Raw genomic sequence first — 26,760 nt, forward strand, 5'->3', positions numbered from 1 at the left:
GCGCGGGAGCTTCATGGGCACAGGGGCTCGTGGCTGGGGTACGGGAAGAAGGAGGCAGGCTCGGTGGCGGCATCCACCCGGGCACGGGGGAAACCCGTGCACACCAACGCATCCAGGAAGTCCGCGAGGCACGGCGACGGCTTGCCCGTGTCCACCACCTCCGAGAGCACGCCCCGCTCATCCCGGGCCCAGGTGTGTCGGGTGTAGCCGCGCGCCCATGGGGAGCGGTTCATCGTGGGCGAGGAGAGCGCGTCATACAGGGGCTGGCTCGACGCGGTGCTGGTGGCGGTGCGGTAGAGGATGGCGGCCACTTCGTTCTCATCCACGCGCTGGAGCAGGCCGTCCTCCGGACGGGGCCGGGGCCAGGCGCTCACGGACGAAGCTCTCGCGGACAGGTCCACCCAGAACATCGTCCCGCCCTGCCGGTCGAAGTAGCGCGGACTGCGCCGGGCATCGGCGCTGAACCAGGTGGCCCAGCCTTCGCTCCAGGCCTGTCCCGGGAAGGTGGGCACGCCCACGTAGTGCGGTCCGCCCTCGTCGGGGCTGGTGCCCCGGCTGGCCATCACCCAGTGCCCCAGCTCATGCATCACCATCGCGTCCGACCACCACGCCGCGTCCGAGTCCCCGGGCAGCCACACCTGCGCGTCCCACCTGCGCCCCGCCGCCGTCACGGGCCAGCGCGCGAAGCACGCACCGCACGACCATGAAGTGCCGAAGCCCAGCCAGGCCACCACGGGCAGTCCGTCCTTCCCGCCGTAGCGCTCGCGCATCCGGCGCCACGCGGTACCCAGCACGTCGAACACGGCCGCCGCGCCGGAGCCTTCCGATTCGGCGAGGGTGAAGGAGGACTGTCGCGACAGCTCGCGCGTCGTGCGCGTCCAGCTCCAGATGCGGGCCGCTTCGCCCGGCGGCGCCGGCACCCGTTGCTCGCCCGGAAGGCCGGGGTCCGCCACCGCGTAGGCCACCGCGCCGTCGCGCCCCTGCCCCGCCGCGTACACGACGATGCGGTCGGCGTCGCTGGAGGACGCGGGCACCTTCAACGTGTAGCGGCCCGCTTCGTCCGTCACCTGGGAGTCCAGCAGCGTGTCGCCCTGGAAGGACACGATGAGGAAGCCCCGCGCGGGGACGAGCTCTGTTTCGGAGGTCCACGCCCGGAACGCCGCATCCGGGAAGCGTCGGGCGTAGCGCACGGTGCCGCTCAGCGTGGGTCCCGGTGCGCCGCAGAAGCCACGCCCCGGCGCGGCCTCGCAGCCGGAGTCGCAGGCGCGCGCGGACCACTGACCGTTCGTGCACACCTCCCGCGTCCGCGCCTGCGTGCAGCGCGAGACACCATCGACACACGCGAGCCCCGCGACACAGGCGACCGTGGGGGTCTCGACGCAGGCGGAGTCCTCGCCGCAGTCCTCCCGGTGCACGGCGCCCCCTTCACACCGCTCCAGCACGCGAGGCCCCAGACACCGCCCCTGCGCGGGAAGCTGATCACACGCCAGCGAGGGCCGGAGCGCTTCATCCGGCAGGCTGGAGACACAGGCCGCGCAGGCCGCGCCGACGCAGTCGCGAGCACAGGGCGTCAATTCCACGCCCGAATCGCAGCCCACGAGCGCCCAGACGAAGACCCATGTCAGCCACCGCGCCAGAAGCCCGCGTCCCACCTTGAGGAAACCTCTTTCGAGCCAGCGCGCCGCGCCGTGACTGGATGCGAGGTGAGGACACCACGCACGGCATACGGGTGGGCAGAGGCAGGCGGCCTACTGCCTCCCTGCCCGCCCGCTCGTTTCAGCGGGAGGGAGGCTCCGTGCGGGCGAGGAACGCGGCCAGCAAGACCTGCCGCTCCGTGGCATCCAGCACCGAATCCAACGCGGGGAACAGGTACGTCTCCTCGCGCAGCGAGTGGTGGTGCTCCAGGTGCTTGAACGTGCTCTCCATGTCGAACACCCGCAGCACCGCGCGGCGGTAGTCCGGTGCGGAGGGCTCCAACGCGTCCACCGCGTCCTGACACTTCGCCAGCAACTCCAGCATGCGCTGGTGCTCACCGGTGAAGAGCTCCGGCGCGGCCCCGCGAATCCTTCCGGCCCGGGGCAGCTCCGGTAGGAGCAGCGCCTCTTCCGCCTCCAGGTGCCGCGTGAGTTCCTTGCGGTAGCGCGACAGCCGCTCACGGGCCACGGGCAGGTCCATGCCCATCAGCGCTTCCTGATGCAGCAGGAACAGCTCCTCCAACTCGCGGTGGAGCGCGCCAAGGCTGACGAAGTCGGAGGGCACGGACATCGCTTGCGATGCGCCTTCAGTGCACCTTGTCGTCGCGGGCGCCCGTCTCACGGACCACCCGGGGACGCGGCGTCACCATGCGGGCCACGCCGGAGAAGAGCTGGTCCTCGGTGTAGACCTTGCGCACGCGGCGCTTCACGATTCGCGGGTCGTACGCGGGGCCCGGACGCTCCAGCCATTGCAGCACGCGCACCTCGCCCGAATGGGCCAGGGCGGTGAGCAGCGCCTCCGGACACAGCTTCAGGTAGCGCCGCACCAGGGGCCGCAGCCGGCGACCGAACTCGTCCCCCAGCTTCGCGTGACGGCGGCCCGCGTGCAGCGTGCCGTCGAAGCGGCGCGACATGTGGAAGAGCTCGTGCATCAGCGTCTCCAGCCGCGCCTTCGCGGTGGAGCCCCGGAAGAAGAGCGGCCGCAGCGTGATGCAGTACAGCATGCGCCGGCCCTGGATGCGCACCACCGGCTTGCGCCGGCCCGCCTTGTCGATGCTCTTGCCGCCCTTGAAGCACAGCGGCTTCACCGTGCCGCGTGACGCCCTCCGGGCCTCGCCCGCGACCACCAGGATGCGGCCCACCTTCACATGCCGGAACTCGGGCATGCGGGCGGCAATGTCCCGGATGAGGGAGCGCAGGGTGCGGTTGAAGTTGGGACGTCGGGGAGCCACGGTTGGTGGACAGTCTAGCGGAAAACCCCTTGGGGCCAGCCCCCCGCCTCCCCAGAATGTCCAACGTGAATCGCTCGACCTGCCGGCTGTCCGTGGTGTCCTTGGTGTTCGCCCTCCTTGCCGGGTGTGCTTCCGCCCCGGTCCGCTCCGGCGGTCCCCCTGCCCTCACGGCGCAGGAGACCGCCGTGGTGTCGCAGGGACTCACCGACGCCGCCGTGCGCTACACCGGCCAGGTGACGGGCACCGCCAACGGCGTGATTGAACGCGCCGACTACGAGCTGGTCTCCGACGGACAGGTCATCAAGACGGGCACCGCGAAGCTGGGCGTGCCGTTCGCGCCGGGCACGCCCGCGGACTTCTCCTTCGAGGAGAAGTCCGCCTACGTGAAGAGCCCCGAGGACCTGACGCGCCTGAGCGCCCAGGGCGGCACGGTGCTCATCGCGCTGCGCGGCACGCTGGTGGTGCGCACGGGCGACACCGAGGACATCCTGCCCTTCGCCGCGAGCCGCGCCGTGCGCGTGCCCCGGCTGCCGGAGGTCATCGTGGAGGGCCTGGACGGCGCGCGCTATTCGCCCGAGGAGGTGCAGCTCAACCTGCGCCTGGGCGTGCGCAACCCGAACCCGTTCCCGCTGCGGCTCGACTCGCTGACCTATCAGGTCTTCGTGGCGGACAAGCCGCTGGAGGAGGGCACCGTCGCCCAGGCGGACACCGTGGATGCGTCCGCGACGGGCGTATACCCGGTGGAGGTGTCCGTGACGCAGCAGACGTGGGGTCCGGGCGTCAAGGCGCTCATCGCCAAGGGAACCCTGCCCTACAGCGTGAAGGGCGAGGTGAAGGGCCCCATGCTGCAACAGCCCTACACCCTGAAGGGTGACGTGAAGCTCAACGTGTCCCGCTAGACTGGGGCGCGAAAGTGCCCATCTACCTGTTGAGCGATGACGAGCCGGAGCTGTTTCCCCCTCCGGGCAAGGCGGACAAGAGCGGTCTGTTGGCGGTGGGCGGAGACCTGCGCCCGGAGCGCCTGGTGGCCGCCTACGCGCAGGGCATCTTCCCCTGGTACAGCGAGGGGCAGCCCATCCTGTGGCACTCGCCCGACCCGCGCTTCGTGCTGGAGCCAGCGAAGGTCCACGTGGGCCGCTCGCTGCGCAAGGTGATGAACCGGGGCACATACACCGTGCGCTACGACACCGCGTTCGCGAAGGTCATCGACGCGTGCTCGCGCGTGCACCGCCCCGGGCAGGACGGCACGTGGATCACCGACGCCATGAAACAGGCGTACATCACACTTCACGGGTTGGGGCTCGCGCACTCGGTGGAGGCGTGGGACGGCGAGGTGCTGGTGGGTGGGCTGTATGGCGTGTCGCTGGGCGCGGCGTACTTCGGGGAGAGCATGTTCGCGCTCGCGCCGGATGCATCGAAGGTCGCGTTCGCCACGGCGGTGGAGCGATTCAAGGGCTGGGGCTTCCACCTCATCGACTGCCAGGTGGAGACGGAGCACCTGGAGCGCTTCGGCGCGGAGTCGTGGCCGCGCAAGCGCTTCCTGGCGGCGCTGAAGGATGCGCTGAAGGAACCCACCAGGAAGGGTTCCTGGACGGAGGTCGAACCGACGTAGCAGCGCGGTGCAGCCAGGGAATCTTGGAGTCCTGGTGAGCGCGAAGACGCGTCCATAGACTGCCGGCTCCTCATTCTCCTGGAGTCGCCGCGGATGGATGTCCACTACACCTGGATTGGCCCACCGCCGACGGATCGCCAGCGGGACATCGCCGAGCCCAAGCTGCTGGCAGCCCGCGTGGGCACCGGCGTGAAGATCTACTTCTGGTGTCTCGACGCGCAGGTCGCGGCGTACACACGGGACTTCGCCGCGCACCCGAACGTCACCGTGCGGGGCATGCAGGCGTTCCTGGCGGGGGCCACGAAGACGGCCTACCGCTGGTACTACTGGTACAAGGAATCCGACGACTGGGCAGTCGCGGCAATGACAGACATCCTCAACTGGGGCCTGGCCCTGGCGACGCCGCCCTCGTATCGAGCGTTCGTGAAGGACGCGTGGTCGCTCTTCCTCATGTACACCTGGGGCGGCTACGTGCTGGACGCGGGCGTGGGTCCGCACGGCGGCGGCGCGTTCGCGCTCCCGGAGCCCAAGGCGTTCATGGGTCCGTCGCTGACCCGGGACGACGCCCTGATGATGCGCCGCTTCACGTTGTCGCGGCTCGCGGGGTGGCAGGCGGAGGGCGACGTGACGTTCAACGAGGCGCGCGCGGACGAAGTCTGCGAAGCGATGCACTACGGCGCGGCGGACGAAGGCGAGGGGGAGACGTGTCCCCAGTTGGAAGTCTGGATGCTGGCGAGCCCCCGCTATTCAAAGGGCGCCTGGGCGGCGCTGAAGCAGTACTGCGTCGTCTGGAAGGAGATGCAGCAGAACGACGAGTTGGTCAGCGTCACCGCGCCCCAGGTGTTCCGCTACCTCATCGCCGGCTCCGTCTACAACGGGCTGACGCACGGACATCACGGCGCGCTGCCACGGACGTCATTGTGGTTCTGCCAGAACGGGCAGAACGGCACCGTGGAAGTGCCGGACCTGAAGCTGCGCAAGACGTATCACGGGTCCAGCGCGCACTGAGCGGTACGCGCTGGAGGCCTCGGAGCCCTGCCCGGCTACTTCTTGCAGGGAGACAGGCTGCGCTTCGCGTGGATGAGGTCCTCTTCCGTGGGGCTGCCGTAGCGCACGGACTTGGGCGTCATCTTCGGCCTCGGCGCCTTCAGTTGCTGGTAGTCGTACGCGTAGAACACGCCCATCTGCCGGCTCAGGATGTAGCGCAGGCCGTTGAAGTCCCAGAGGCCTCCGAACAGCACACCTCCCGGCTTCAACTCCTGCAACGACGTGCTCTCCGCGTGCCGGACGAACAACTTGGACAGGTCATCCGTGGCCCAGTTGCAGGGGTTGCTGCCATTGCGGTGCAGATAGGACACCGTCAAATCAAACGCCCCCGCCGAGTCCTCGCCACCCGTCACGCCGAAGTACTCCCACAACCGCGCGCACTCCGGGGCCGCGCAGTCCTGCGGCGGGATGTGCTCCGCGTAGTCCGGCGGGAGGCCATCCGAATCCTTGCCCGTCTGACTGCGATTGGGCCGGCGCAGCCTGCACCCCGTGGGCTCGTCCTTCTGTCGCACCGCGATGGGCGTGCCCGACAGCCTTCCGGGCGGCAGCAGCTCACACTCCACCGCCACCTCCGCCATCAGGTACGTCTGCCGGTCCTCGTCCGTGCCCATCCGCACCGCCCACCACGCGGTGGGCGTCGCCTTGCACGCCTTCGAGTTCTCCTTGCCGAACACCCAGAGCGGCACCTTCGTGTCGGGCGCCCCCAGCTTGCGCGCCATCTCCGCCGGCACCGGCTTCACCCCGGAGCGGCTGCGCGCCCCCGCCTGGAAGAACTTGTCCTTGCCGGAGGGGATGATGGCCTGGTGCACCAGCCAGCCCAGCCGCTCGATTCCCACCAGCGCCATGGGCGTCATCGGCATGAACTCCGGCTTCGCCGGGCAGCCCCGGTCCGGCTCCGGCATGTCCACCACGACCGCGTCGCCGTTGTCCGCATCCACCTGGGCCCGCGCGGCCATGGGCCACACCGCCAGCACCAGTCCCCACGTGAGCACCGCGCGCATCGCTCTACCCGTCATCGTCGGACCTCCGCCGGAAGTCATACCGCAAGCGGACGCCCGGCGGAGCACGTCCCGCCTCACGTGAAGCGCCCTGCCCTCAGCGCTGCTTCTTGCCCGGGACGGCCTTCGGCTTGACCTTCACGGGCGGCGGCCCCGCGTCCGGCGCGGGCACGTCCGACACCGTCGGGTCCACGGCGTCCTCCTCCGGCGGGGACTCCGGCTTCGGGGGCGCCTCCACCTCCGCCCGGTCCTCCAGCGGAACGCGTCCCACCGCGCGGCGGAACAACTCCCACAGCGCCTTGTGGTGCCCGGCCCGGTCCGTCTTGCCCGTCAGCACCAACCCCGCGCCGCTGTAGCGCACCGCCAGTCCGGGTGGCATCCCCGCGGTGAACTCCTCCAACTGCGCCTGGAGCTGCGGCATGTCGAACGTCACGTCCAGCTCCCGCGCCAGATACGCTTCCGTGCGCAGCAGCTCGCGCAGCGCCTTGCGGCACGCGCCGTCCTTCACCGTGGCCGTCAGCGACTTGTCCACGCCCTGCGTCGCCTTCAGGTCCGGACACGCCTTCTTCGCCGCCGCCAACTGGGGCGCGAAGTTCTCCAACTCGGTGGGGCCCACCGCCAGACGCCACACGGCGAAGCGCCCCTCCGCGTACAACAGCATCTGCGTGACGCCGGGCTTGTGGGCCGTCAGCAGCAGCTCACCACTGCCCGACAGCGCCTCCGCCGACACCACGGAAGGGTCCTCCACCTCCGCCCAGTCCACGGCGGCCAGCTTCTGGAAGGTCTCCTTGCCCGGCTCCAGCGTCAGGGCCTGGTCCACCGGCCAGGCCAGCGCCGCGGCGGGGGCCAGCAGGCCCAGCAGTCCGCCAATGACGTACATCCGACGTCCCCGCATGGTGCCTCCCGCCAGGGTGGTATGCCCGTCTAGCACGGGATAAGAACGTCGCCCTATGCCTACCTGGACCCTCTGGGTCGCCTGCCTGGCCCTCTGTTTCACGAGGTCCCTGGTCGCCGCCGCGGAGTCCGCCCTCTATGGGACCTCGGACCTGCGCGCCCAGGAACTCGCCGAGGAGAGCAAGACCTCCGCCGCCCGCCGCGTGCTCCGTCACAAGACGGAGCGTGAAGCCACCGCCACGGCCCTGCGCCTGGGCATGGTGCTCAGCGGCTTCCTGGCCGCCGCCATCGGCGCCTTCGTCCCCCCGCGCATGCTGGACTTCAGCCGCTACGGCGAGGCCGCCTGGGTGCCCGTCGCCACCGTGTGCGCGGGCGCCCTCTTCGTGGGCGTGCTCGCGAGCCTCATGGAAGTCACCATGCGCGGCCTCGCCAACGGCAACCCGGAGCGCTGGGCGCTGCGGCTCGCGTCGCTGGTGTCCGTGCTGGTGCTGCTGCTCTACCCGCCCATGCGCATCATGCTGGGCCTGCTCAACCTGGGCGCGCGCACCTTCGGCCGCACCCTGCGCTTCGAGCCGCCGCCTCCTCCCTTGGAGGAGTTGGAGAAGCTGCTCGCCGCCCAGGCCGCCCGCAACGAGGTGGACAAGAGCGCGCCCCAGCTCATCCGCTCCATCTTCGAGCTGTCCGACAAGCGCTGCCGCGACGTGATGGTCAACCGCACGGACGTCATCTCCGTGGACGTCACCACGCCGCCGGACGAGGTGCTGCGCATCCTGGCGGAGGAGAACCACTCGCGCATCCCGGTGTACCACGACGATGTGGACCACATCGTCGGCGTGCTGCACGCGCGCGACCTCATCCCGCTGCTCCAGCACCCGGAGCTCATCGTCCTCCAGGACGTCATCCGCCCCGCCCACTTCGTGCCGTGGATGAAGCCCGTGGGCGACCTGCTCCGGGACATGCAGAAGCGGAAGATCCACATGGCCATGGTCGTCGACGAGTACGGCGGCTTCATGGGCGTCGTCACGCTGGAGGACATCCTCCGCGAAATCGTGGGCGACATCGGCGACGAGTTCGAGGTGGAGGAGAAGCTCGTCGAGAAGATGGCCGACGGCAGCTCCCTGGTGGACGCCGCGATGGAGGTGGACCAGTTCACCAAGCTCTTCGGCTTCCCCCTTCCCGAGGGCGACTTCGACACGCTCGGCGGCTATCTGTCGTCGCTCGCGGGCCACCTGCCCGACGTGGGCGAGCGCTTCACCTACAACGGCTGGCAGTTCGTCGTGGCCACCAAGGAAGGCGCCCGCATCGACCGCGTGCGCATGAGCCGCCTCAAGAGCACCGTGCCCGGCCTGCCCGAAGGCACGCCCCGCGACGGCGCGTCCTCGCCTTCCGTGAAGGAAGAAGCCCGGGACGCCGCGCGCCGCGCCGAGAACGAGCCGCCTCCGGACTCCGGCTCCTCACCCGAAGCGAAGAGCTGAGCGAATCAGGGCCCCGTCGGGGCCGCCGCTCCGCCCGGCATCCACGCGATGCCCAGCACGCGCGCATCCCGGAAGGGGGCTCTCCGCTCGGAGCCTCCGAAGCGCAGCACCACGCCCCCCTCCACCCGCACCGCGTGGGACGTGGGCTCCGGACGGGCCGCCGAACGGGGGACGGCCAGCGGGAAGCTCAGCTCCAGCGGGACTTCGCTCTGGCCATCCAGCGGCACGACCATCACCTGCTCGCCGGTGATCATCCGCTGGCCATCCACCCGCAGGTCGATGTCCGCTCGGGTGAGTGAGGCCGCGTCGGAGGAGGGGTTCTTCACCTTCAGCTTCAGCGTAAGCGTCCCGGTGCCCTCGCGCGTGAAGGTCAGGTCCACCGCCTCCACCCGCACCGCCTCGTCGTAGGCGCGCGGCTGGAAGGGCACCACGCCCAGACAGGCGGATCCGATGACGGCACTTCCCAGCACCAGCCCGAGCACCGCCCGGCGCGAGCGCATCAGCCGCCCAAGAGAGGCTGCAGCGCCTCCACCGTCAGGGGCCAGCCCGCGCGGCGCGACAGCACCTCCAGCGCCTTGATGAACTCCGCCGCGGACTGAAACCGACGCGCCCGGTCCGCGAACAGCGCCTTGCGCGCCACCTGCGCCGCGTAGTCCGGCAGGTCCGGCGACACCGTGGACAACAGCGGCACGCGCGCATCCCGCACCTGGTGCATGAGCTGCGCTTCGTTCTCGCCGGTGAACAGGCGACGGCCGCCCCACAGCTCCCAGAGCATCACGCCCACCGCGTACAGGTCCGTGCGCGCGTCCACCGCCTGGCCCAGCACCTGCTCCGGGCTCATGTACGGCAGCGTGCCGCGCAGCGCGCCGGACTCGCCGCGCATCATCCCTTCCACTTCCGCCACGCCGAAGTCGGTGAGCTTCACGTCGCCCTGGATGCCCAGGAGCACGTTGGCGGGGTTCACGTCGCGGTGGACGATGGTGGAGCCGTTCTCCCCCACCTTGGCGCGGTGGATGTAGTCCAGCGCCTTGAGCACGCACCACGCGATGTAGCAGGCGGACTCCGGCGGCATCGCGGCGCCCGCTTTGATCAGCAGCTCCTGCATGTAGCCGAGCGTCCGGCCACTCACGAGTTCCTGCACCATCAGGTAGTCGGGCCCGGCGCGGAACAGCCGGAAGGTCCGCACGATGTGCGCGTTGCGCAGGCGCACCGTGAGCTTCGCCTCGTCGACGAAGGCCTTCACATACGCGGGGTCGTTGCGGAAGGACGGGTGCAGCCGCTTGATGACGACTTCCTCGGGCTCGCCCGGGGAGCGCTGCGTCGTCTCGCGCGCGCGTGCTTGATACACCTCCGCCATGCCGCCGACCGCCAGCCGGCCGACCACTTCATAGCCACCCAGGTCCGGAGCTTCCGCCACGGCGGTAACACTATCCCGGTTCCGGAGCGGACCCCACTATTCCGCTACCAGGGAGGCGAAGAGGGACTCGTACTTCCGGGCGGACGCCGCCCAGGAGAAGTCCTTGCCCATCCCCCGACCCCGGAAGTCGCCCAGGCGCACGGGATCCGCGTAGAGGGCCAGCGCCCGGCGGATGGCGGCCAGGAGCGCCGAGCGGTGGAAGGACTCGAAGAGGATTCCGTTGCCGTCCAGCCCCCCCTCCACCGTGTCCACCAGCCCGCCCGTGGCCCGGACGATGGGCACCGTTCCGTAACGCAGTGAATACATCTGGTTCAGGCCGCACGGCTCGTAGCGGCTGGGCATCAGGAAGAAGTCCGACCCCGCCTCCACCAGATGTGACAATTCCGGGTCGAACCCGATGTGCACCCCCACCTGCTTCGGGAATCTCGCCTGCAACGCGAGCAGGCCCGCCTCCAGGACCGGATCGCCGTTGCCCACCGCCACGAAGCGCAGGTCCGCCTGGAGCGCCGCGGGCAGCGTCTCCAGGAGCAGGTCCACGCCCTTCTGCCACGCCAGCCGGCTCACGATGCCGAACACCGGCGCCCCGGTGTCCCCGGACAGCCCGAAGCGCTCCAGGAGGGCGCGCTTGCAGGCGGCCTTCCCGCCCAGGTCGTCCGGCCCGTAGCGCTCCGGCAGGTAGGAGTCCGTGCGGGGGTTCCACTCGTGCGCGTCGATGCCGTTGAGGATGCCGGTGAGCGCGTGCGAGCGCCGCCGCAAGAGGCCATCCAGCCCGTAGCCCTGCTCCGCCGTCTGGATTTCACGCGCGTACGTGGGCGACACGGTGGTGAGCGCCTCGGAGAAGACGAGCCCCGACTTGAGGAAGTTCACCTGGTCGTAGAACTCCACGCCGTCCGGGGTGAACAGGTCCCAGGGCAGCCCCAGGTCCTCCATCGTCCCCTTGGGGAAGTGCCCCTGGTAGGCGAGGTTGTGGATGGTGAAGACGCACTTCGCGCGGGCGAGCGGCGTGCCCTGGAAGCCCCGGCGCAGCGCCACCGGGACCAGGCCCGTCTGCCAGTCGTGCAGGTGGATGATGTCCGGGAAGAAACGCAGCCGCTGCGCGGCCTGGAGCGCCCCGATGCACAGGTAGGCGAAGCGGCGGGGGTTGTCCGGGAACTCCCCGCCCCCATCGCCGTAGAGCCCCTTGCGTCCGCCGAAGAAGGCCTCGTTCTCCAGGAAGAGCACCTCCAGGCGTTCGGAGAGGCGCGCGGACAGGACGGGGCCCCCCGCCTCACCGAAGGGGAAGCGCAGCACCAGGGACTGGCCGGTGGGCTCCAGGTGGCCGGTGTTGCGCACGTCCTGGTAGCGGGGCGTGACGATCTTCACGTCGTGCCCCAGCGCGGCCAGCGCCGTGGGCAGGGCCCCTGCGACGTCGCCCAGCCCCCCCGTCTTCGAGAAGGGGGTGACCTCCGAGGCGATGAAGAGAATCTTCATGAACACACGATCGCGGGTCCAGACAGGGAGTCAACCGCGAACGTGCGCCCCGAGGTGGGGTTTCCTATGGTGCGGCGCGTGACAATCCCGCCCGACCCCATCCAGCGCTTCGCCGAACTCTTCGCCCAGGCAAAACAGGCCATCCCCGTGGACCCCAACGCCATGGTGGTGGCGTCGGTGGACAACGAGGGCCGCCCGAGCGCCCGCGTGGTGCTGCTCAAGGACTTCGATGCGCGGGGCTTCGTCTTCTTCACCAACTTCCACAGCCGCAAGGGCCGCCAGCTCACCGCGCACCCGCACGCCGCGCTCTGCTTCCACTGGCAGCCCCTGGAGCAGCAGGTGCGCATCGAGGGTCGGGTGGAGCAGGTGACGGACGCGGAGGCGGACGCGTACTTCCAGAGCCGGGCGCGGGGCAGCCAGATTGGCGCGTGGGCCAGCCTCCAGAGTGAGGAGCTGCCGAACCGCGAGCTGCTGGATGCGCGCGTGGCGGAGGTGGAGGCCCGGTTCCAGGGCAAGCCGGTGGAGCGCCCCCCGCACTGGAGCGGCTTCCGCGTGGTGCCGGAGCGCATCGAGTTCTGGCACGCCCGCCCCAGCCGCCTGCACGAGCGCAACGTGTACCTGCGCGACGGCGAAGGCTGGAAGACGCAGATGTTGTTCCCCTGAGCGGGGACGCACTACCAGGGGATCTCCGCGCCCTCGTAGTCGAAGAAGCGGCCGGAGTGCTCCATCGAGACGCCGTCGATGACCCGGAGCATCCCGCGCACCGAGTCGTCCGCCGGCAGCGGCGCGTCCTGGCCGCCCATGTCCGTCTGCACCCAACCCGGATGCAGCAGCACGCACGACAGCCCGTCCCGACGCAGGTCGTTGGCCATGGAGCGCACGCCCATGTTCAGCGCGGCCTTGGACATGCGGTAGGCGTACGCGCCTCCTTCCGTGTTGCTGGAGAGCGAGCCCATCCGCGACGTCACGTGCGCCACCTTGCGGCCGATACCCTGGCGCAGCGCGGGCAGCAGCGAGGAGGTGATCCGCAGCGGCCCGAGCGCGTTCACCGCGATCGTGCGCTCCAGGTCCTCGAAGTCCAGCTCGTGCAACCCCACCCACTGTCCCGACACGCCCGCGTTGTTGATGAGCACGTCCACCGGCTCGCGGCAGACATTCGCCGCGAAGGCGCGCACGCTGTCCGCGCTGGTGACCTCCAGCGAGTGGATCCGCAAGCGATTGCCTGCCTCGTGCAGCAGCGGCTCCAGTCGACGTGCCATCTCCGGGGCGCGCACGCCCGCGTCGACAGTCTCTCCTCGCCGCAGCAGTTGCTGCACGAACTCGAAACCGATTCCGCGGCTGGCTCCCGTGATCACGTAGCGCATACCTGTATTAACGCGCGGGGTAGCGCTCCTTGGCAAAGCACCTCCCTTCGCACTAAGGCGCCCGTGGGTGCTCACCTCACGACAGCAGGGGTAGGACGACATGACGGTCGCGGTCATCGGCGGGGGGCTTTCAGGACTGGTCCTGGCTCACAGATTGCGGTCGCGCGGCACGGCTGCCGTGCTGCTGGAGTCCTCGTCGCGCGTGGGCGGAAACGTGCAGACCCGCACAGAGGGGGACTACCTCCTGGAAGCCGGACCCAACAGTTTCCTGGACCGGGAGCCCACCACCCGTTCACTGACGGAGACCCTGGGTCTTGAAACACGCATCCGTCCGGCGGATGCAGCGGCAAAAAACCGCTACATCTTCACTCGCGGTGCGCTCCGAAAGGTGCCGTCATCACCGCCCGCGTTCCTGAAATCCGACGTGATTTCCCTGTCCGCGCGCCTGCGGGTGCTGGCGGAGCTGTTCAGCGGCCGTGGCCCCACGGGCGTGGATGAAACACTGGCGCAGTTGGGCCGGCGTCACCTGGGCCGCGAGGCGACGACGGTGCTGCTGGACGCGTTCCAGACGGGCATCTACGCGGGCGACCCGGAGAAGCTCAGCGCGGAGGCCACCTTCCCGCAGCTCGTGAAGTTCGAGCGGGACCACCGAAGCCTCATCCTGGGCGCCATCCGCTCCCAGCGCGCGGCGCGCAAGGCCCAGGCTCCAGCGCAAGAAGGCGGCCCCAGGTCGAAGCCCACCGGGCTCTTGAGTACCTTCGACAAGGGGCTGGGCGTGCTGGTGGACGCGCTGGCGGCGTCGCTGGGCGACACGGTGCGCACCGACGCGAAGGTGGAGGGCCTCACGCGGACGGCGGACGGGTGGAAGGTCCAGGTGCGGGAGCGAGGACAACCCGTGGAGTTGCTCGCGTCCCAGGTCGTGCTGGCGGTGCCCGCGCACGTGGCGGCCGACCTGCTGCGTCCGCTGGACGCGCCCCTGGCGGGGACACTGGAGGGCATCGGGTACGCGCCCATCGCCGTGGTGCACCTGGGCTTCGCGCCGGGGGCGACGGCGAAGCCGGACGGGTTCGGGTTCCTGGTGCCGGCGGTGGAGGGCAAGGCGGTGCTGGGCACCATCCATGTCTCCACCACCTTCCCCTTCCGCGCGGAGGGCGGGCGGGTGCTGCTCACGTGCCTGATGGGCGGCACGCGCAAGCCGGAGGTCGTCGCGCGGGACGAGGACGCACTGGTGGCGCTGGCGCGCGAAGAGTTGAAGGCGATGACGGGCCTCACCGCGACGCCGGAGCTGACGCAGGCCGTCCGCTGGCCGCGCGGCATCCCCCAGTACACGGTGGGCCACCTGGGGCGGGTGGAGGCCCTGGACACCGGACTGAAGCGCTGGCCCGGCCTGCACCTCACCGGCAACGCGTACCGGGGCGTGGGCGTCAACGACTGCATCCGGGAGGCGACCCGGCTGGCGGATGCGCTGGGGTAGCGGCGCAAGGAGCGGCCGGGGGCCCGGGAGCGACCGCTCACCTCGATTCCTCGACGGCCGGGTGCAACCCTCCCCCCGGGGCCCCTGGGGCGCGGACAGAGTGCGTGGGCATGTTTCATGGACACTGGAGAAACCCCCCATGTTCTCACTGCGCTCGCCGCTCCTGTTCGTGCTCTCCGTCCTCTTCTTCCCGGCAGTCCTCGCCAGGACGCTCGCCCTGGACCTGGTCCCGGCGCCCGTCCCCCGGCACTAGGACGCCGGACGGTGTAGCCTTCCGCTGGAGCATGTCGGAGACGCCGGAAGGCTCCATCGTTCGCGCCACGCTGCGCGCCCTCGTCGCGCCGTGGCGGCTGGTTCCCATCGTCCTGGTGTCGCTGCCGCTGCTGGCGGCCCAGGTGCGCTGGAGCCTGGACCCCCATGCGTTCTGGCTGGGCCTGCTCCTGTGCCTGCTGTGCGTCGCCGTCGCGCCCGTGTCCTACCGGGTGCTGTTCCCTGAAGGGCTGGACCTGAGCCATGGCGGCATCCGCCTGCTGCTCTACGGGGCAGTGGGCTGCGGCGTGGTGCTGTCCGTGGGCTACGCCCTGCCCCGCGTCACCCAGATGCAGCCCACGTTCCTGTCGGAGCCGTACAACCTGGCCATCTGCGGCGGCCTGTTCCTCGTGGCCGGCTGGGGCCTGGGGCGGGACATCGGCTTCGAGGAGACGCTGCTGCGCGAGCGAGCGCGTGCCACCCGCTTCGCCTGGGAGGCCGAGCAGGCACAACTGCTGGCCATCCGCAGCCACCTGGATCCGCACTTCCTCTTCAACACGCTCAACGCCATCGCGGAGTGGTGCCGCGAGGACGGCGCCGTCGCGGAGGCCGCCGTGCTGCGGCTGTCCACGATGCTGCGCTCGGTGCTCGCGGGCGTGCGCAGCGTCACCTGGCCGCTGTCCCAGGAGCTGGAGTTGATGCGCACGCTGTTCGACCTGCACCTGTTGCGCGACCCGGACCTGTTCCAGCTCCACATGACGGTGGCCGAAGGGCTGGGCGACGTGCCCGTGCCGCCGCTGCTCTTGCTGCCCCTCGCGGAGAACGCGGTGAAGCACGGGCCCGCGTCCGGGCACCGGGGCTCGATGCGCGTGGACGTAGCGGCCCGCGACGGAGGGGTGGTGGTGTCCATCGACAACCCCGGCGCCTCCAAGGGGCCGCGCGAGGGCAGCGTGGGATTGCCCACCGTGGAGCGCCGGCTGGCACTCGCGTATGGCGGACAGGCCTTGCTGGCGCTGGAGAGCGCGGACGGGCGCACCCGTGTCACCGTCACCCTGCCCCGCAGGGGCCCCCAACCTGGAGTCCTCACGTGAGAGAGCCCCTGCGCGTCCTCATCGCCGATGACGAACTGCTGGCCCGCAAGCGACTGTCCCGCCTGTTGGCCGCGCTGCCGGATGTGAACGTGTGCGGCGAAGCGGTGGATGGGGACTCGGTGCTCGCCGCGGTGCGCGCGGGCGGCGTGGACGTGGTGCTGCTGGACATCCACATGCCGGGCCTGAGCGGCCTGGATGCGATGGCCCTGCTGCCGGCAGGAGGGCCGCACGTCATCTTCTGCACCGCGCACGCGGAGCACGCGGTGAACGCCTTCGAGCACGGCGCGGTGGACTACGTACTCAAGCCCGTGGAGGCGGCGCGGTTGCAGAAGGCGCTGGAGCGCGCCCGGGCCCGGCAGCCGGTTCTCGCGCAGCCCGCTGTTCCGGCCGCTCGGGCGAAGAACGTCACTGTTCCGCCGCCGCCGGCCTCCGGAGGAATGGGGCCCGCCTTCGCACGGCTGCCCATCCCCACGCGTCAGGGGCTGGTGCTGGTGTCACCGGACGCCATCTCCCACGCGTCGCTGGAGGATGAGCTGGTCACGGTGTTCACCACGCAGGGGGACTTCCTCACCGACTTCACCCTCAACGAGTTGGCGGACAAGCTGCCCGCCGAGCACTTCCACCGCGTGCATCGGCGCGCGCTGCTCAACCTGTCGCACGTGACGCGGCTGGAGCCGCTGGAGACGGGCGGCTACCTGGCGCGCACGGCGCGGGGGCACTCGGTGGAGGTGAGCCGCCAGTCCGCGCGCGAGCTGCGCCGCATGCTGGGCCTGCGCAAGGGCGCGGAGGACGAGGGCTGAGCACGCCCCCGCCCCGCCTTCCTCGTCAGTTCCAGACGAACAACTGGTGCACCTGCCCGGCGTCGTCGCCCAGCGTGTCCACCAGCGCCTGCCTCGCGGGCCCCGGGAGTTCCGCGCCACCGCGGGCGCAGCGGGCCGCCTCCTCGCGGGTCAGTGCGGGCGCGGAGCAGAAGGAGTCCTGCCAGCGCGCCAGGAGCGTGCGGAAGAAGGTCTGCTCGTAGCCCTGGAGTTCGCCGTCCAGCCACCCGTCCTTGCTGGGCTGCGCGAACTTCTGCGGCCTCACGTTGCCCGGGTCGAAGGTGATGTTGTGGTCGTAGCCAGACGCGGTCAGCGTCTTCTCCGCCTTCACCGCCAGGGGTGCGTGCTGTTCCTGGAGCACCGCCTGGGCCACCACCGCGAAGTGGTACTCCACCTCCCGGAGCAGCGCCCGGTACTCGAAGGCGCGCGGCACCTCGCGGTACTTCGTCACCTCCACCGTCGTCTTGTACTCCACCGTCTTCTTCTGGGTGACGAGCCGCTTCTTCATCACCCCCTGCTCCTCGTACGCCTCCTCCACCGAGTACGGCACCTCCGCCGTCGCGGTGCGGTCCTCGTGGTCGGTGTACGGCACCTGCTCCGTCCACGGCGCCGTCAGCGACACCGGCTGGCTGCTGCGGTCCTCGCTGAAGCTGCCCTCCAGCATGAGCGGCACGCGGCGCGTGGAGGCCTCCGAATACCAGGGCGAGGCTTCGAACGCGCCCGACATCCGCGCCATCAGGTATTTGACGACGTCGTTGCTGATGCCATCCACGGACACCTGGAACACGGGCACGCCCAGCGCCTCCGGGAACAGCGGCGCCCGGGGCGCGTCCTGCTGATAGTGCCGGCAGTAGCGCGACACCAGCTCCGCCCAGTGCGCGGTGCCCACCGAGGGCGCCTGCTTCAGCCGGGCGCACGTCGCCGCGCCGCCCTGCTGCACCGCCTCCTCCATGTCCCGCCGGATGGGTGACATCTCCGCGTGGGCCAGCAGCGCGCGCTTGCGGTTCAGGTGCGACTCCGCCGTCAGCGCGTGGCCCCGCTTCGCCTGTTCGACGATGAGCTGGCGCAGGTGCTGGTGCGTGCCCGCCATCTCCTCCAGCAGCGAGCTCTCCATGCCGCCGTCCAGCTTGGAGTTCCACTTCACCTTGTAGGCGAGGAACTGCTCCAGGTTCTGCTCCGCGTCCTCGTCTCGCCCCTCCACCCGGGCCTGCCGCGACCAGGAGAGCAGTTGGGACAGGCCGCGCCAGCGCAGGTCATCCAGCGAGGAGCGCAGCGACGGGTCACTGGGCGAATCCTCGACGACCTTCACGTACAGCTCGGCCGCCTCGACGAAGCGGCCCTTCTCCGCCAGGTCGTTCGCCCTGCTCCGGACGGTGGAGCACGCGGTCACCGTGCTCGCCAACACGAGCAGCGGCACGAGGAAGAACTTCCGGCGCAGGCCGGAGCGGAGGGACGGGGACACGGAGGCGATCACGAACGGCACCCTTCAGCGCGTGGCGTGTGGCACGCGGGCTGACGACCAGGATGAGTGCCATATTCACCGCGACGCCCCGGTCCCGACAAGGGCCCCCCGGGTCAGCCCTGGCTCCTCCAGCCCCGGCCGCCGCTCAGTCCACGGGCCACGTGTGCACCGGCAGCCCCTCCTCCGCGTGCTGGAGGTAGCGCTCCAACAGGGCGGCCATCGCGTCCGGCCGGGGCATGTGGGCCTCCAGCTTCGCCAGCACCTCCCGCTGCCAGCGCGACCCGGTGCGCCGCAGGGCCACCCGCTGCGCGATGATGTCCAGCATCGCGTCCGCCTCTTCCGGGTCCACCCCGTGCTCCGTCAGGCCGCGCCGCGCCACCGGCAGGAGCTGCTTCACCAGGTCCACCACCGGCACCGGCCGGGGGCTGGGCGCGACCTCCGCCGGCCACAGCATCACCGCGTCCAGGCCCTTTTGCGCCGCCTGCTTGAAGTTGCGCCGCGCCTGCCAGAAGGGCAGCGCCGGCAAGAGCGCGTCCACCCGCTCCGCCAGCCCCAGCGTCAGGCCCAGCAGGAACGCCCCGTTGGCCACCATGTCCACCAGGGTCGGGCCCGCGGGCAGCGCTCGCAGTTCGATGCGCACGTGTCCGTCCCCGTGCGGATCATAGATGGCCCGGTTCCACGACCAGACGGTGCTCTGGTGCAGCCGCAGCTCCGCCAGCCCCGGCACGCCCCCCGCCGCGACGACCTCCAACGGGGACTCGTCGCCCACCACCGGCAACAGCGGCGGATAGAGCGCCACGGCCTCGGAGAACAGCTCGTGCACGCCCTCGCGCACCCAGCCGTGGCCGAACGTCACGCGCGGGTGCAGGTGGGCCACGTCATCCCCGGCCTCGCCCCGGTCGTCGGTGGCCTGCTGGAAGAGCGCCACGCGCGTCTCCTCCCAGAGGCGCTTGCCCAGGAACAGCGGCGAATTGCCCGACGCCGCCAGCACCGGCGCCGTGGCCAGTTGCGCGGCGTTGTACACGTGCGCGAAGTCCTCCGGCGCCACGCGCAGGTGGAACTGGAGCGACGTGTTCGCCCCCTCCAACGTCACGTCGTCCCAGGAGAGGTTGAGCGTGTCATCGCCCGCGATGGCCACCTGGAAGGGGCCGTTGCGCCGCTTGCGGATGGCCGCGTTCAGGGCCCGGTAGCGGGCCTGCTGCGTGAGCGCCCCCTTGCCCAGGTCCGCCTGCCGGAGCGTGGGCAGGATGCCGATGGCCGCCACGCGCGCGCCCTGCGTCGCCGCCGCGCGCCCCAGCTCCTTCAGCACGTCCTCGAACTCCGCCCGCAGCGCGGTGAACGGCCGCCCCGCCAGCAGCGACGGCCGCACGTTCATCTCCATGTTGAAGCGGTTGATCTCCAGCGTGAGCCGTTCGTCCTTCGACTGGGCCAGCACCAACTGGTTCACCGGCAGCGGGTAGCCCGCGCGGTCCACCAGGTACACCTCCAGTTCCGCGCCCATCGTCGTGGGCCCCACGCCGAAACCGGGGCGGCGCAGCAGTGCCCGCAGGGCCTCCAGGCTCTCCGCGAGCCGCTGCACGAACCGCTCGTGCTCCTTCGGCGTGAACTCCTCCTGCTGGATGGCGAGTCCCATAGACCTTCCACGATTGGCACGACGCGCCGCGCTGGCACGCGAGGTGTCACCCGCTGGACGCCGCACCGTCCCCGGAAGCGTTCGCCAGGGCCCACACGCTCCCCTGGTCGCCCTCCGAGCCGGTTCGAAGCCCGAGCCCGGGTGCGCGAGGGCACGGGTGTGTTATCTCGGCTTCGTCATGTCGGACGCCCCCACCGCCCCCAACCTCTACGACCTGCCGCGCCCCGCGCTGGACGCGCAGTTGGCCGGCTGGGGCTTCAGCCCCCAGTACCGCGAGCGCGTGTGGACGGGGCTGTACCGCGACGGGGTGATGGCCCTGGGCGACGTGACGGGCCTGCGCCCGGACCTCCAGGCCGTGCTCCAGGAGCGCGCGCGGCTGGGCCACCTGGCCACGCACCACGAGAGCTTCAGCAGCGACGGCCTCACCCACAAGCTGCTGTTGCGCCTGCACGACGGGCAGACCATCGAAACGGTGCTGATGCGTTTCAAGGGCCGCGCCACCGTGTGCGTGAGCACGCAGGCCGGGTGCGCCATGGGCTGCGTCTTCTGCGCCACCGGACAGATGGGCCTGTCGCGCCACCTGACGCCGGGCGAAGTGGTGGGCCAGGTGCTCCACGTCACGCGCATCCTCAAGGCGCAGGGAGAGACGCTGCGCAACATCGTGCTGATGGGCATGGGCGAGCCCCTGCACAACTACGACAACACGATGGCCGCGATGGACATCCTCGTGGACCCCAAGGGGCTCGCGCTGGCGCCGCGCTTCATCACCCTGTCCACCGTCGGCGTGGTGCCCGGCATCATCCGGCTGGCGGACGAGGCGCGCCCGGTGCAACTCGCGGTGAGCCTTCACGGCGCCACCGACGCGGAGCGCGCCGCGCTGGTGCCCGCGGGCCGGCGCTGGCCTCTCAATGAACTGATGGACGCGTGCCGCTACTACGTGGAGAAGCGCAAGCGGCGCATCTTCTTCGAGTGGACGCTCATCTCCGGCCGCAACGACACCGCCGAACACGCGCACCACCTGGGCGCGCTCTTGCACGGGATGGACGCGCACGTGAACGTCATCCCGCTCAACCCCACCGTGGGCTATGACGGTGGGCCCAGCGTGCCGGACGCGGTGCGCGCGTTCCAGGACGTGCTCACCTCCTATGGGGTGCCCAGCACGGTGCGCCAGCGCAGGGGCATCGACATCGACGCGGGCTGCGGCCAGCTCAAGGCCGCCGTGGAGCGCAAGCCCCGCCGCCCCCTTCCCGTCGCGTCCTGAGCAACCCGCCGGAGCACGCGGGGTCGCTCGACACACCCGGGCACGTCCATCCGACCTGCCATGTCACCCCCCTCCAGTAGCGTCCGCCCCGCCCCCACGTACAACATCACGTGTGGGCCTTCGCGCATTTCCAGGGCCCCTTGCATGGCACTGGCTCGTGGGCACATTCTTCACGACGGCTTCCACGCAACCCCAACGGCTTTCCCGGAGGAGGTGGGCATGCTTTCCATCCAGGAGCACGGCACGGTGGAAGAGGCGAGCAGCAATCTGCTCGACTTCATCCTCATCCCCGACAACTGGCTCGAACAGGCGGCGCCGCAGCCGGAGGGCTCTGCTTCGTGGCCTGCGTCGGACATGCAGTACCAGCGTCGCGTGGGCACCCTGCGCATCTGCGCGTCGGTGGACGTCGCGCCGTCGCTGGACGTCACGCTCCACATCGCGTTTCGCGCGCCCGGGCTCACGCCCATCAAGGCGGCGGACCACCTGGAGAGCTTCCTCAAGCAGCGCCTGCCGCTGACGCCCAACAGCGAGTGGCAGGTGGAGGTGGATGATCGCCGGTGGATCCACTTCTCGCGCCGCTACGCGGGCACGCACCTGCTGGCCTGACCTCCACCGGAGGTCAGGCAGTCCCCGCCGCTCGCGCGCCTGCCGTTTCGCCTACAGCGACATCTGGTAGTGCCGCAGCGGCTGGGCCACGTTCTTCACCGGCGTCTCGGTGAGGGCCCCGAACTGGAGCTTGCGCACGAAGGGCTCCTGGGACGTCTTCAGCGCCTCGTGCACGCTCTGCATCACCAGCGTTTCGCGGAAGCCCGCCAGGGACTGGAGCCGCGCGGCCTGGTTCATCCCGCTGGAGAAGGCCGTGTAGTTGCGGTTGGGACCGAAGAGGCCGCAGTTCGCGGTCGCCAGGTTCACGCCCACCGCCACGCCCAGCCCCGGCAGCCCCACCCGCTGACACAGGGCTGAAACCTCCTCGCGCGCGCCCAGCTCCGCGGTGAACGCCTGGATGTCGCACGCGGCGCGCACGGCGGCCTCCGCGCGGCGCACCCGGTCCGTCTGGAAGAACGGCGGGCCGAAGAGGCCGATGACGCAGTCACCCACCATCTTGTCGAACACGCCCCCGTGCGCCCAGATGCAGTCCACGGCGCGCGCGCTCCACTCGTCCACGAAGCGGCCGATGCTGCGGGGGCTGTCGAAGCCCTGCTCGCAGATGCGCGTGAAGCCATTGATGTCCGCGAACAGGATGCCCACCTCCTGCTCCTGCGCCCGCAGGTGCCGCGCGTAGTCGGGGTCTTCCAGCAGCGAGTCGATGGCCACCGTGGGGAAGAACTGCGACAGGTGGATGCGCTCGCGGTTGTAGTCCAGCAGGCGCTGGCTGAGCGTGGAGGCCAGCACGCGGATGAGGTCCATCGCGTACGCGGAGAAGCCTTCATTGCTCCAGACGACGATCTTGCCCAGGGGCTCGCTGCGCGCCCCCGCGGAGATGAGCACCGCCTCCGTGGTGCGCCCGTCGAACAGGCGCTTGAGCACGCCCGCGTCGCCGTGCAGCAGCCGGGCGCCGTGCTGGTGCAGCAGCGTCTCCAGCGGGGCGCTGGGCTGCTCCCCGCTCTCGTACTCCAACTGGCCGTGGCGGTACGTGCGGTAGTGCAGCACGTGCGGCTGCACCGCGTCGCGGTAGAGCAGGAGGAAGCCCGGCAGGCGCACGCGCTGCGCCAGCGTGCGCACCGCCTGGTCCATGCCCGCTTCGAAGACGGGATTGGCCAGGTGCTCGTTGCACTGGAGGATGACCTGGTGCTTCTCCGACGCGGTGTGGACCAGCATCAGCACCGTGTCCAGCTCCTCCGCCAGCGCGTCCAGCGTGCGCACCTGACGGGCGCGGGTCTCCACGTCGCCGGGCAGACCCGCGAAGAGCAGTCCCATCGTGCCCACCGGGGAGCCCGCCACGTCCAGCGTCTGGGTGACGAGCGTGTGGCCCTCGTGGGCGCGCACGCCCGCGGACCCCGCGAGCAGCGAGCCCGGGAAGACGCCGCCCCAGTCGCCCTCGCTCCAGGTCTGCTCCACCAGCTCCTCGTCGCGCGTGGTGAGGGCGATGGCGCGCGCGCCGGTGTGCTGGAGCAGCACGGGGAAGCAGCGCCGGAAGCACTGGGTGAGCGTTTCGCGCTCCCGGAGGCTCTCCTCCAGGAGGTCGTCCGCGACACGCCCGAGCTGGCGCAGGAAGCGGTACTCCTCCAGGGACAACTCAGCGGGTGGGGCGTTGGGCGCGGGGGTCATGTGGGCCCCTTGTACCGAAGCCCGTGGGCCCTGTCACAGGACCGGCGAGTGCTTCGTTCCCCCCACCACCACGCCGCCTTCCACGTCGATGAGCCAGTAGCCCTCGCGGCCCGCCTGGGTGGAGGACCCCGCCCCGAACAGGTGGGGCCGGTCCTGGGTGGCCGGGTGGTGGTAGCGCTGGTGGATGTGGCCATGGAGCACCGCGAAGCGCGGGCCCGGCAGCAGCTTCAAGAGGGCGTCCGCGTCGCGCAGCCCGTGGTGCCAGCCATCCGCGTGGTCGGAGGCGTTGCGCGGCGCGTGGTGCACCACCACCAGGATGGCGCGCCCGTCCAGGCGGGGGTCCGTCAGCAGGGCCGCCAGCCCTTCGAGCTGCGCGGGGCCGACGGTGCCGTAGGACAGTCCGGGCGTGGGCAGGGGCCGCGCCGAACACAGCCCCACCACCGCGGCGCCCTCCCCCACCAGGCGCACGAAGGGGAAGGCGCCCTCGCGGCGGTATTCGGGCAGGTCGCTCTCCAGCAGGTGGCCGAAGTGCTGGGCGAAGCGGCCGCTCTGGTGGGCCCCCGGGGTGAACACGTCGTGGTTGCCGGGGATGACGGTGCAGCGCGAGGGCTGCTGGACCAGGGGCCCCAGCGCGGCGCGGGCGGCGCGGAACTCGCCCTCCAGTGCGTAGGCGGTGAGGTCGCCGGAGAGGATGAAGTGGTCCACGCCGGGCGCCTGCCCCTCGCGCGCGATGGCGGAGAGCGTGTGCTGCGCGTGGCGGTAGGCCTTCGCGCGTCCGCCGGCCGTCAGCTCGACGAGGGCCACCCAGCGCCGCCAGCCCAGCTTGTGCAACGGGAGGGCGAAGTAGTCCTCGGTGATGTGGACGTCGGAGCAGTGCAGGAAGCGCATGGACGGGGTCACGCGGAAGGGAACGCCAGAGGACGGCGGGGCATTCTCTCCCAGTCGCGCGGAGGAGGAAGTTATGGTCGCGCCCACGATGAGAGGACGTTTCGCGCCCAGCCCCACCGGGCGGATGCACCTGGGCAACATCCGCAGCGCGCTCCTGGGCTGGCTCCAGGCCCGGGCCGCGGGAGGCGCGTTCCTGTTGCGCATCGAGGACCTGGACCGCGCGCGCTGCAAGCCCCAGTTCCTGGAGGACCTCTACGCGGACCTGCGCTGGCTGGGCCTGGACTGGGACGAGACCCCGCTGGTGCAGAGCGCCCGCGACGACGTGTACCGCGAGGCCCAGGCGAAGCTCGAGCGCGAGGGCCTCATCTACCCGTGCTTCTGCACGCGCGCGGAGATCGCCCGCGCGGCGAGCGCGCCCCACGGCCTGTCCGACGAAGGCCCGCGCTACCCGGGCACCTGCGCGCACCTCACCTTGGAGCAGGTCTCCGAGCGCTCCCGCACGCGCGCACCCGCGTACCGCTTCCGCGCCCGTCCCGGCGAGGTGCGCTTCACCGACGACCTGATGGGCCCCTACGTCCAGGATGTGCAGGCGCTGGTGGGGGACTTCGTGGTGCGCCGCAACGACGGCGTGGCCAGCTACCAGCTCGCGGTGGTGGTGGACGACGCGGACAGCCGCATCACCCATGTCCTCCGGGGCGATGACCTGTTGCCCTCCACGCCCCGGCAGCTCCAGCTCTACGAAGCGCTGCGCCTGCCCGCGCCGGACTTCCTCCACGTGCCGCTGGTGATGGGCGAGGACGGCAAGCGGCTGGCGAAGCGGGACGGGGCGTTCGCGCTGGCGGAGCTGCGCGCGCGCGGCCGGCCTCCCGAGCACGTCCTGGGCCTGCTCGCCGCGTGGAGTGGCCTGGGCGATGGCAGCCCGGTGTCCCTGCCCTCGCTGGTCGCCCGCTTCGACCCGAACGTGCTGCCGCACGCGCCAGTGGTGGCGCGCGAGTCACAGCTCCTGGATGCGCTAGGGCTGCGCTGATGCAAGCGTGCCGTCCGCCCCGCCCTCCGGGGTGGAGCGGCCGTACAGAAGTGAAATGAAAGCGTTCAAGTGGTGCGCACCTTCATTCCAGACACGTACGTCCTCGCCGTGACGACCGCGGCAGGCGACACACGGAAGCGAGGGTGCAGACCAATGGCAACCATTGTCGAAAGCGAACGCGCCGGAATCATCAGGGAACGCTCCGGAGGCATCCCGGCCATTCCGGGCACGGCCTCCAAGCTCAGTTGGGGGGCCATCTTCGGGGGCACCTTCGTGGCGCTGGGGGTGTGGATCCTCCTGTACACGCTGGGGCTCGCCCTGGGCCTGTCGTCGGTGGATCCCGGCGACGCGAGCAGCGCGAAATCCGCGGGCATCTTCACCGGCATCTGGAGCGTCATCGTGCCGCTCGTCGCCCTCTTCGTGGGCGGGGTGGTGGCCGCGCGCACAGCGGGCATCGTGGACAAGGCGGGAGGCGCGCTGCACGGCGCGGTGCTGTGGGGCCTGACGACGCTCGCGGGCGTCATCGTCCTGGGCATGCTGCTGTCGTCGGTGATGGGCGCGGTGTTCAACGTCGGCAAGGCGGCGGTGGGCGCTGGCGGCGCGGCGGCGGTGGGCGCCGTGACGGGTGGCGGCAACGCGGCGCAGGCGTTCGGCCTGAATGCCAATGACGCGCTCGCGCCGGTGAACCAGCGGCTGCGACAGGAGGGCAAGCCCGCCATCACGGCGAACCAGTTGGAGGCGGCGACCAAGGACATCGTCACCGAGGGCGTGCGCCAGGGCCGGATGGACCGAGAGCTGCTGGTGAGCAACATCGCGCAGAACACCAACCTGTCGCGCGCGGACGCCGAGGACGTGGCCAACCGCGTGGAGATGCAGGTGGATCAGGCCAAGGCCAAGGCCGGTCAGGTGGGCCAGGACGTGCAGCAGGGCGCGCTGAAGGTCGCGGACCAGTCCGGCCGCGTCTTCTGGGGCCTCTTCGCCGGGCTGCTCCTGGGGCTCGTCGCCGCGGTGCTGGGCGCCACCCTGGGCGTCAGCCGCCGCCAGCGCATCCTCGGGGAGGGCGTGGTCGCGACGACGACCACCACCACGACCCCGCCGACGACGCCGACGTCGCGTCGCGAGGTGTACCCGTAGTCTCGGGCGCTCGCGTGCATCCCCGCTTCACGGTGAACCCGTGAGGCGGGTATGACACGCGGGTGGCGCCCTCGCACCGCACCCTCCTCCACTGGCTCGTCATCCCCGGCGTGAGCCTGGGCCTGCTGCTGCTGTGCGCGCTCGTGGCGTCCTGGCTCACGCGGCCCGCCGAAGCCCCGGAGGAACCGTACGCCGAGCCGCACGTCCTCGCGCCGGCGCCGCCCCCGGTCGCCTCACCCCGCGCGCCGGTCC

25 protein-coding genes and 1 pseudogene are annotated in these 26,760 nt (G+C 70.9%); 13 read left to right on the forward strand and 13 right to left on the reverse strand.

Annotated elements, in window-relative coordinates; all coding sequences use genetic code 11:
- Positions 1 to 11 precede the first annotated feature (11 nt).
- The 3 genes from D7V88_RS09125 to D7V88_RS09135 form a co-directional block, all read right to left on the reverse strand.
- The gene (locus D7V88_RS09125; RefSeq protein WP_244238068.1) at positions 12 to 1,652 is read right to left on the reverse strand and encodes a hypothetical protein; all 1,641 of its coding nucleotides are present in this window, start codon (positions 1,650 to 1,652) and stop codon (positions 12 to 14) included.
- 124 nt (positions 1,653 to 1,776) lie between these two features.
- A complete protein-coding gene (locus tag D7V88_RS09130; protein ID WP_120540231.1) occupies positions 1,777 to 2,265 on the reverse strand; it encodes a hemerythrin domain-containing protein in 489 nt (162 codons plus the stop codon).
- Positions 2,266 to 2,281: 16 nt separating this feature from the next.
- Positions 2,282 to 2,926 carry a hypothetical protein gene (locus D7V88_RS09135; RefSeq protein ID WP_120540232.1) on the reverse strand — a complete coding sequence of 215 codons (645 nt, stop codon included), beginning with the start codon at positions 2,924 to 2,926 and terminating at the stop codon, positions 2,282 to 2,284.
- Between the two features lie 56 nt (positions 2,927 to 2,982).
- Here D7V88_RS09135 and D7V88_RS09140 point away from each other — a divergent pair, with 56 nt between their 5' ends.
- The 3 genes from D7V88_RS09140 (at position 2,983) to D7V88_RS09150 (ending at position 5,546) form a co-directional block, all read left to right on the forward strand.
- Positions 2,983 to 3,825 carry an LEA/WHy family protein gene (locus D7V88_RS09140; RefSeq protein ID WP_208726185.1) on the forward strand — a complete coding sequence of 281 codons (843 nt, stop codon included), beginning with the start codon at positions 2,983 to 2,985 and terminating at the stop codon, positions 3,823 to 3,825.
- A 14-nt stretch (positions 3,826 to 3,839) separates the two neighbouring features.
- Positions 3,840 to 4,538: a leucyl/phenylalanyl-tRNA--protein transferase gene (gene aat, locus D7V88_RS09145; protein WP_120540234.1), complete on the forward strand. Its 699-nt coding sequence runs from the start codon at positions 3,840 to 3,842 to the stop codon at positions 4,536 to 4,538.
- A 93-nt stretch (positions 4,539 to 4,631) separates the two neighbouring features.
- The gene (locus D7V88_RS09150; RefSeq protein ID WP_120540235.1) at positions 4,632 to 5,546 is read left to right on the forward strand and encodes a hypothetical protein; all 915 of its coding nucleotides are present in this window, start codon (positions 4,632 to 4,634) and stop codon (positions 5,544 to 5,546) included.
- A 35-nt stretch (positions 5,547 to 5,581) separates the two neighbouring features.
- Here the strand turns inward: D7V88_RS09150 and D7V88_RS09155 are convergent, their stop codons facing one another.
- Both D7V88_RS09155 and D7V88_RS09160 read right to left on the reverse strand, forming a co-directional pair.
- Entirely contained in the window at positions 5,582 to 6,601 is a 1,020-nt protein-coding gene (locus tag D7V88_RS09155; RefSeq protein WP_120540236.1) for a hypothetical protein, read from the reverse strand.
- A 79-nt stretch (positions 6,602 to 6,680) separates the two neighbouring features.
- Positions 6,681 to 7,478: a hypothetical protein gene (locus D7V88_RS09160; protein WP_120540237.1), complete on the reverse strand. Its 798-nt coding sequence runs from the start codon at positions 7,476 to 7,478 to the stop codon at positions 6,681 to 6,683.
- Between the two features lie 55 nt (positions 7,479 to 7,533).
- Here D7V88_RS09160 and D7V88_RS09165 point away from each other — a divergent pair, with 55 nt between their 5' ends.
- Positions 7,534 to 8,952 carry a hemolysin family protein gene (locus D7V88_RS09165; RefSeq protein ID WP_120540238.1) on the forward strand — a complete coding sequence of 473 codons (1,419 nt, stop codon included), beginning with the start codon at positions 7,534 to 7,536 and terminating at the stop codon, positions 8,950 to 8,952.
- A gap of 5 nt (positions 8,953 to 8,957) precedes the next feature.
- Here D7V88_RS09165 and D7V88_RS09170 read toward each other — a convergent pair whose 3' ends face one another.
- From D7V88_RS09170 to glgA, 3 genes are read right to left on the reverse strand one after another with little or no spacing between them, the layout of a single operon-like run.
- Complete coding sequence (locus tag D7V88_RS09170; protein ID WP_120540239.1) at positions 8,958 to 9,452, reverse strand: hypothetical protein; 495 nt, start codon at positions 9,450 to 9,452, stop codon at positions 8,958 to 8,960.
- The gene (locus tag D7V88_RS09175) at positions 9,452 to 10,369 is read right to left on the reverse strand and encodes a serine/threonine protein kinase (RefSeq protein WP_120540240.1); all 918 of its coding nucleotides are present in this window, start codon (positions 10,367 to 10,369) and stop codon (positions 9,452 to 9,454) included. Before D7V88_RS09175 ends, D7V88_RS09170 begins: the two co-directional genes overlap by 1 nt.
- Positions 10,370 to 10,405: 36 nt before the next feature.
- Positions 10,406 to 11,839 carry a glycogen synthase GlgA gene (gene glgA / locus D7V88_RS09180; RefSeq protein WP_120540255.1) on the reverse strand — a complete coding sequence of 478 codons (1,434 nt, stop codon included), beginning with the start codon at positions 11,837 to 11,839 and terminating at the stop codon, positions 10,406 to 10,408.
- 42 nt (positions 11,840 to 11,881) lie between these two features.
- Between glgA and pdxH the strand changes: the two genes are divergently transcribed.
- Positions 11,882 to 12,502: a pyridoxamine 5'-phosphate oxidase gene (gene pdxH, locus D7V88_RS09185; protein ID WP_279636008.1), complete on the forward strand. Its 621-nt coding sequence runs from the start codon at positions 11,882 to 11,884 to the stop codon at positions 12,500 to 12,502.
- Positions 12,503 to 12,513: 11 nt separating this feature from the next.
- Here the strand turns inward: pdxH and D7V88_RS09190 are convergent, their stop codons facing one another.
- Positions 12,514 to 13,203 carry an SDR family oxidoreductase gene (locus D7V88_RS09190; RefSeq protein WP_120540242.1) on the reverse strand — a complete coding sequence of 230 codons (690 nt, stop codon included), beginning with the start codon at positions 13,201 to 13,203 and terminating at the stop codon, positions 12,514 to 12,516.
- Positions 13,204 to 13,303: 100 nt separating this feature from the next.
- Between D7V88_RS09190 and hemG the strand changes: the two genes are divergently transcribed.
- The 3 genes from hemG to D7V88_RS09205 all read left to right on the forward strand — a co-directional run bounded on the left by hemG (position 13,304) and on the right by D7V88_RS09205 (position 16,817).
- Positions 13,304 to 14,677: a protoporphyrinogen oxidase gene (gene hemG, locus D7V88_RS09195; RefSeq protein WP_120540243.1), complete on the forward strand. Its 1,374-nt coding sequence runs from the start codon at positions 13,304 to 13,306 to the stop codon at positions 14,675 to 14,677.
- A 284-nt stretch (positions 14,678 to 14,961) separates the two neighbouring features.
- Positions 14,962 to 16,017 carry a sensor histidine kinase gene (locus D7V88_RS09200; RefSeq protein ID WP_120540244.1) on the forward strand — a complete coding sequence of 352 codons (1,056 nt, stop codon included), beginning with the start codon at positions 14,962 to 14,964 and terminating at the stop codon, positions 16,015 to 16,017.
- Positions 16,014 to 16,817: a LytR/AlgR family response regulator transcription factor gene (locus D7V88_RS09205; RefSeq protein WP_120540245.1), complete on the forward strand. Its 804-nt coding sequence runs from the start codon at positions 16,014 to 16,016 to the stop codon at positions 16,815 to 16,817. The genes D7V88_RS09200 and D7V88_RS09205 overlap by 4 nt, the downstream gene beginning before the upstream one ends.
- 25 nt (positions 16,818 to 16,842) lie before the next feature.
- Here D7V88_RS09205 and D7V88_RS09210 read toward each other — a convergent pair whose 3' ends face one another.
- Positions 16,843 to 18,297, reverse strand: coding sequence for a hypothetical protein (locus D7V88_RS09210; protein ID WP_147448668.1), 1,455 nt, complete (start codon positions 18,295 to 18,297; stop codon positions 16,843 to 16,845).
- Between the two features lie 145 nt (positions 18,298 to 18,442).
- Entirely contained in the window at positions 18,443 to 19,930 is a 1,488-nt protein-coding gene (locus D7V88_RS09215) for a glutamate-cysteine ligase family protein (RefSeq protein WP_120540247.1), read from the reverse strand.
- A 178-nt stretch (positions 19,931 to 20,108) separates the two neighbouring features.
- Between D7V88_RS09215 and rlmN the strand changes: the two genes are divergently transcribed.
- Positions 20,109 to 21,191 (forward strand): dual-specificity RNA methyltransferase RlmN, encoded by a 1,083-nt coding sequence (rlmN, locus tag D7V88_RS09220; protein ID WP_120540256.1) that lies wholly within the window; start codon positions 20,109 to 20,111, stop codon positions 21,189 to 21,191.
- Between the two features lie 219 nt (positions 21,192 to 21,410).
- Positions 21,411 to 21,797: a hypothetical protein gene (locus tag D7V88_RS09225; protein WP_120540248.1), complete on the forward strand. Its 387-nt coding sequence runs from the start codon at positions 21,411 to 21,413 to the stop codon at positions 21,795 to 21,797.
- A 51-nt stretch (positions 21,798 to 21,848) separates the two neighbouring features.
- Here the strand turns inward: D7V88_RS09225 and D7V88_RS09230 are convergent, their stop codons facing one another.
- Both D7V88_RS09230 and D7V88_RS09235 read right to left on the reverse strand, forming a co-directional pair.
- Complete coding sequence (locus D7V88_RS09230) at positions 21,849 to 23,459, reverse strand: adenylate/guanylate cyclase domain-containing protein (protein WP_120540249.1); 1,611 nt, start codon at positions 23,457 to 23,459, stop codon at positions 21,849 to 21,851.
- A 33-nt stretch (positions 23,460 to 23,492) separates the two neighbouring features.
- Entirely contained in the window at positions 23,493 to 24,347 is an 855-nt protein-coding gene (locus D7V88_RS09235) for a metallophosphoesterase family protein (protein ID WP_120540250.1), read from the reverse strand.
- A gap of 88 nt (positions 24,348 to 24,435) precedes the next feature.
- On the opposite strand from D7V88_RS09235, the gene gluQRS reads away from it, so the two are divergent.
- The 3 genes and pseudogenes from gluQRS to D7V88_RS09250 all read left to right on the forward strand — a co-directional run.
- Positions 24,436 to 25,374, forward strand: coding sequence for a tRNA glutamyl-Q(34) synthetase GluQRS (gluQRS, locus tag D7V88_RS09240; RefSeq protein WP_167509830.1), 939 nt, complete (start codon positions 24,436 to 24,438; stop codon positions 25,372 to 25,374).
- Positions 25,375 to 25,527: 153 nt separating this feature from the next.
- Positions 25,528 to 26,508: a hypothetical protein gene (locus D7V88_RS09245; protein WP_120540252.1), complete on the forward strand. Its 981-nt coding sequence runs from the start codon at positions 25,528 to 25,530 to the stop codon at positions 26,506 to 26,508.
- Between the two features lie 62 nt (positions 26,509 to 26,570).
- Positions 26,571 to 26,760 (forward strand): annotated as a pseudogene (locus tag D7V88_RS09250) (AgmX/PglI C-terminal domain-containing protein); the annotation flags it as partial.

The sequence above is a fragment of the Corallococcus terminator genome, assembly GCF_003611635.1.
In the GTDB taxonomy this organism is placed as follows: Bacteria; Myxococcota; Myxococcia; order Myxococcales; family Myxococcaceae; genus Corallococcus; species Corallococcus terminator.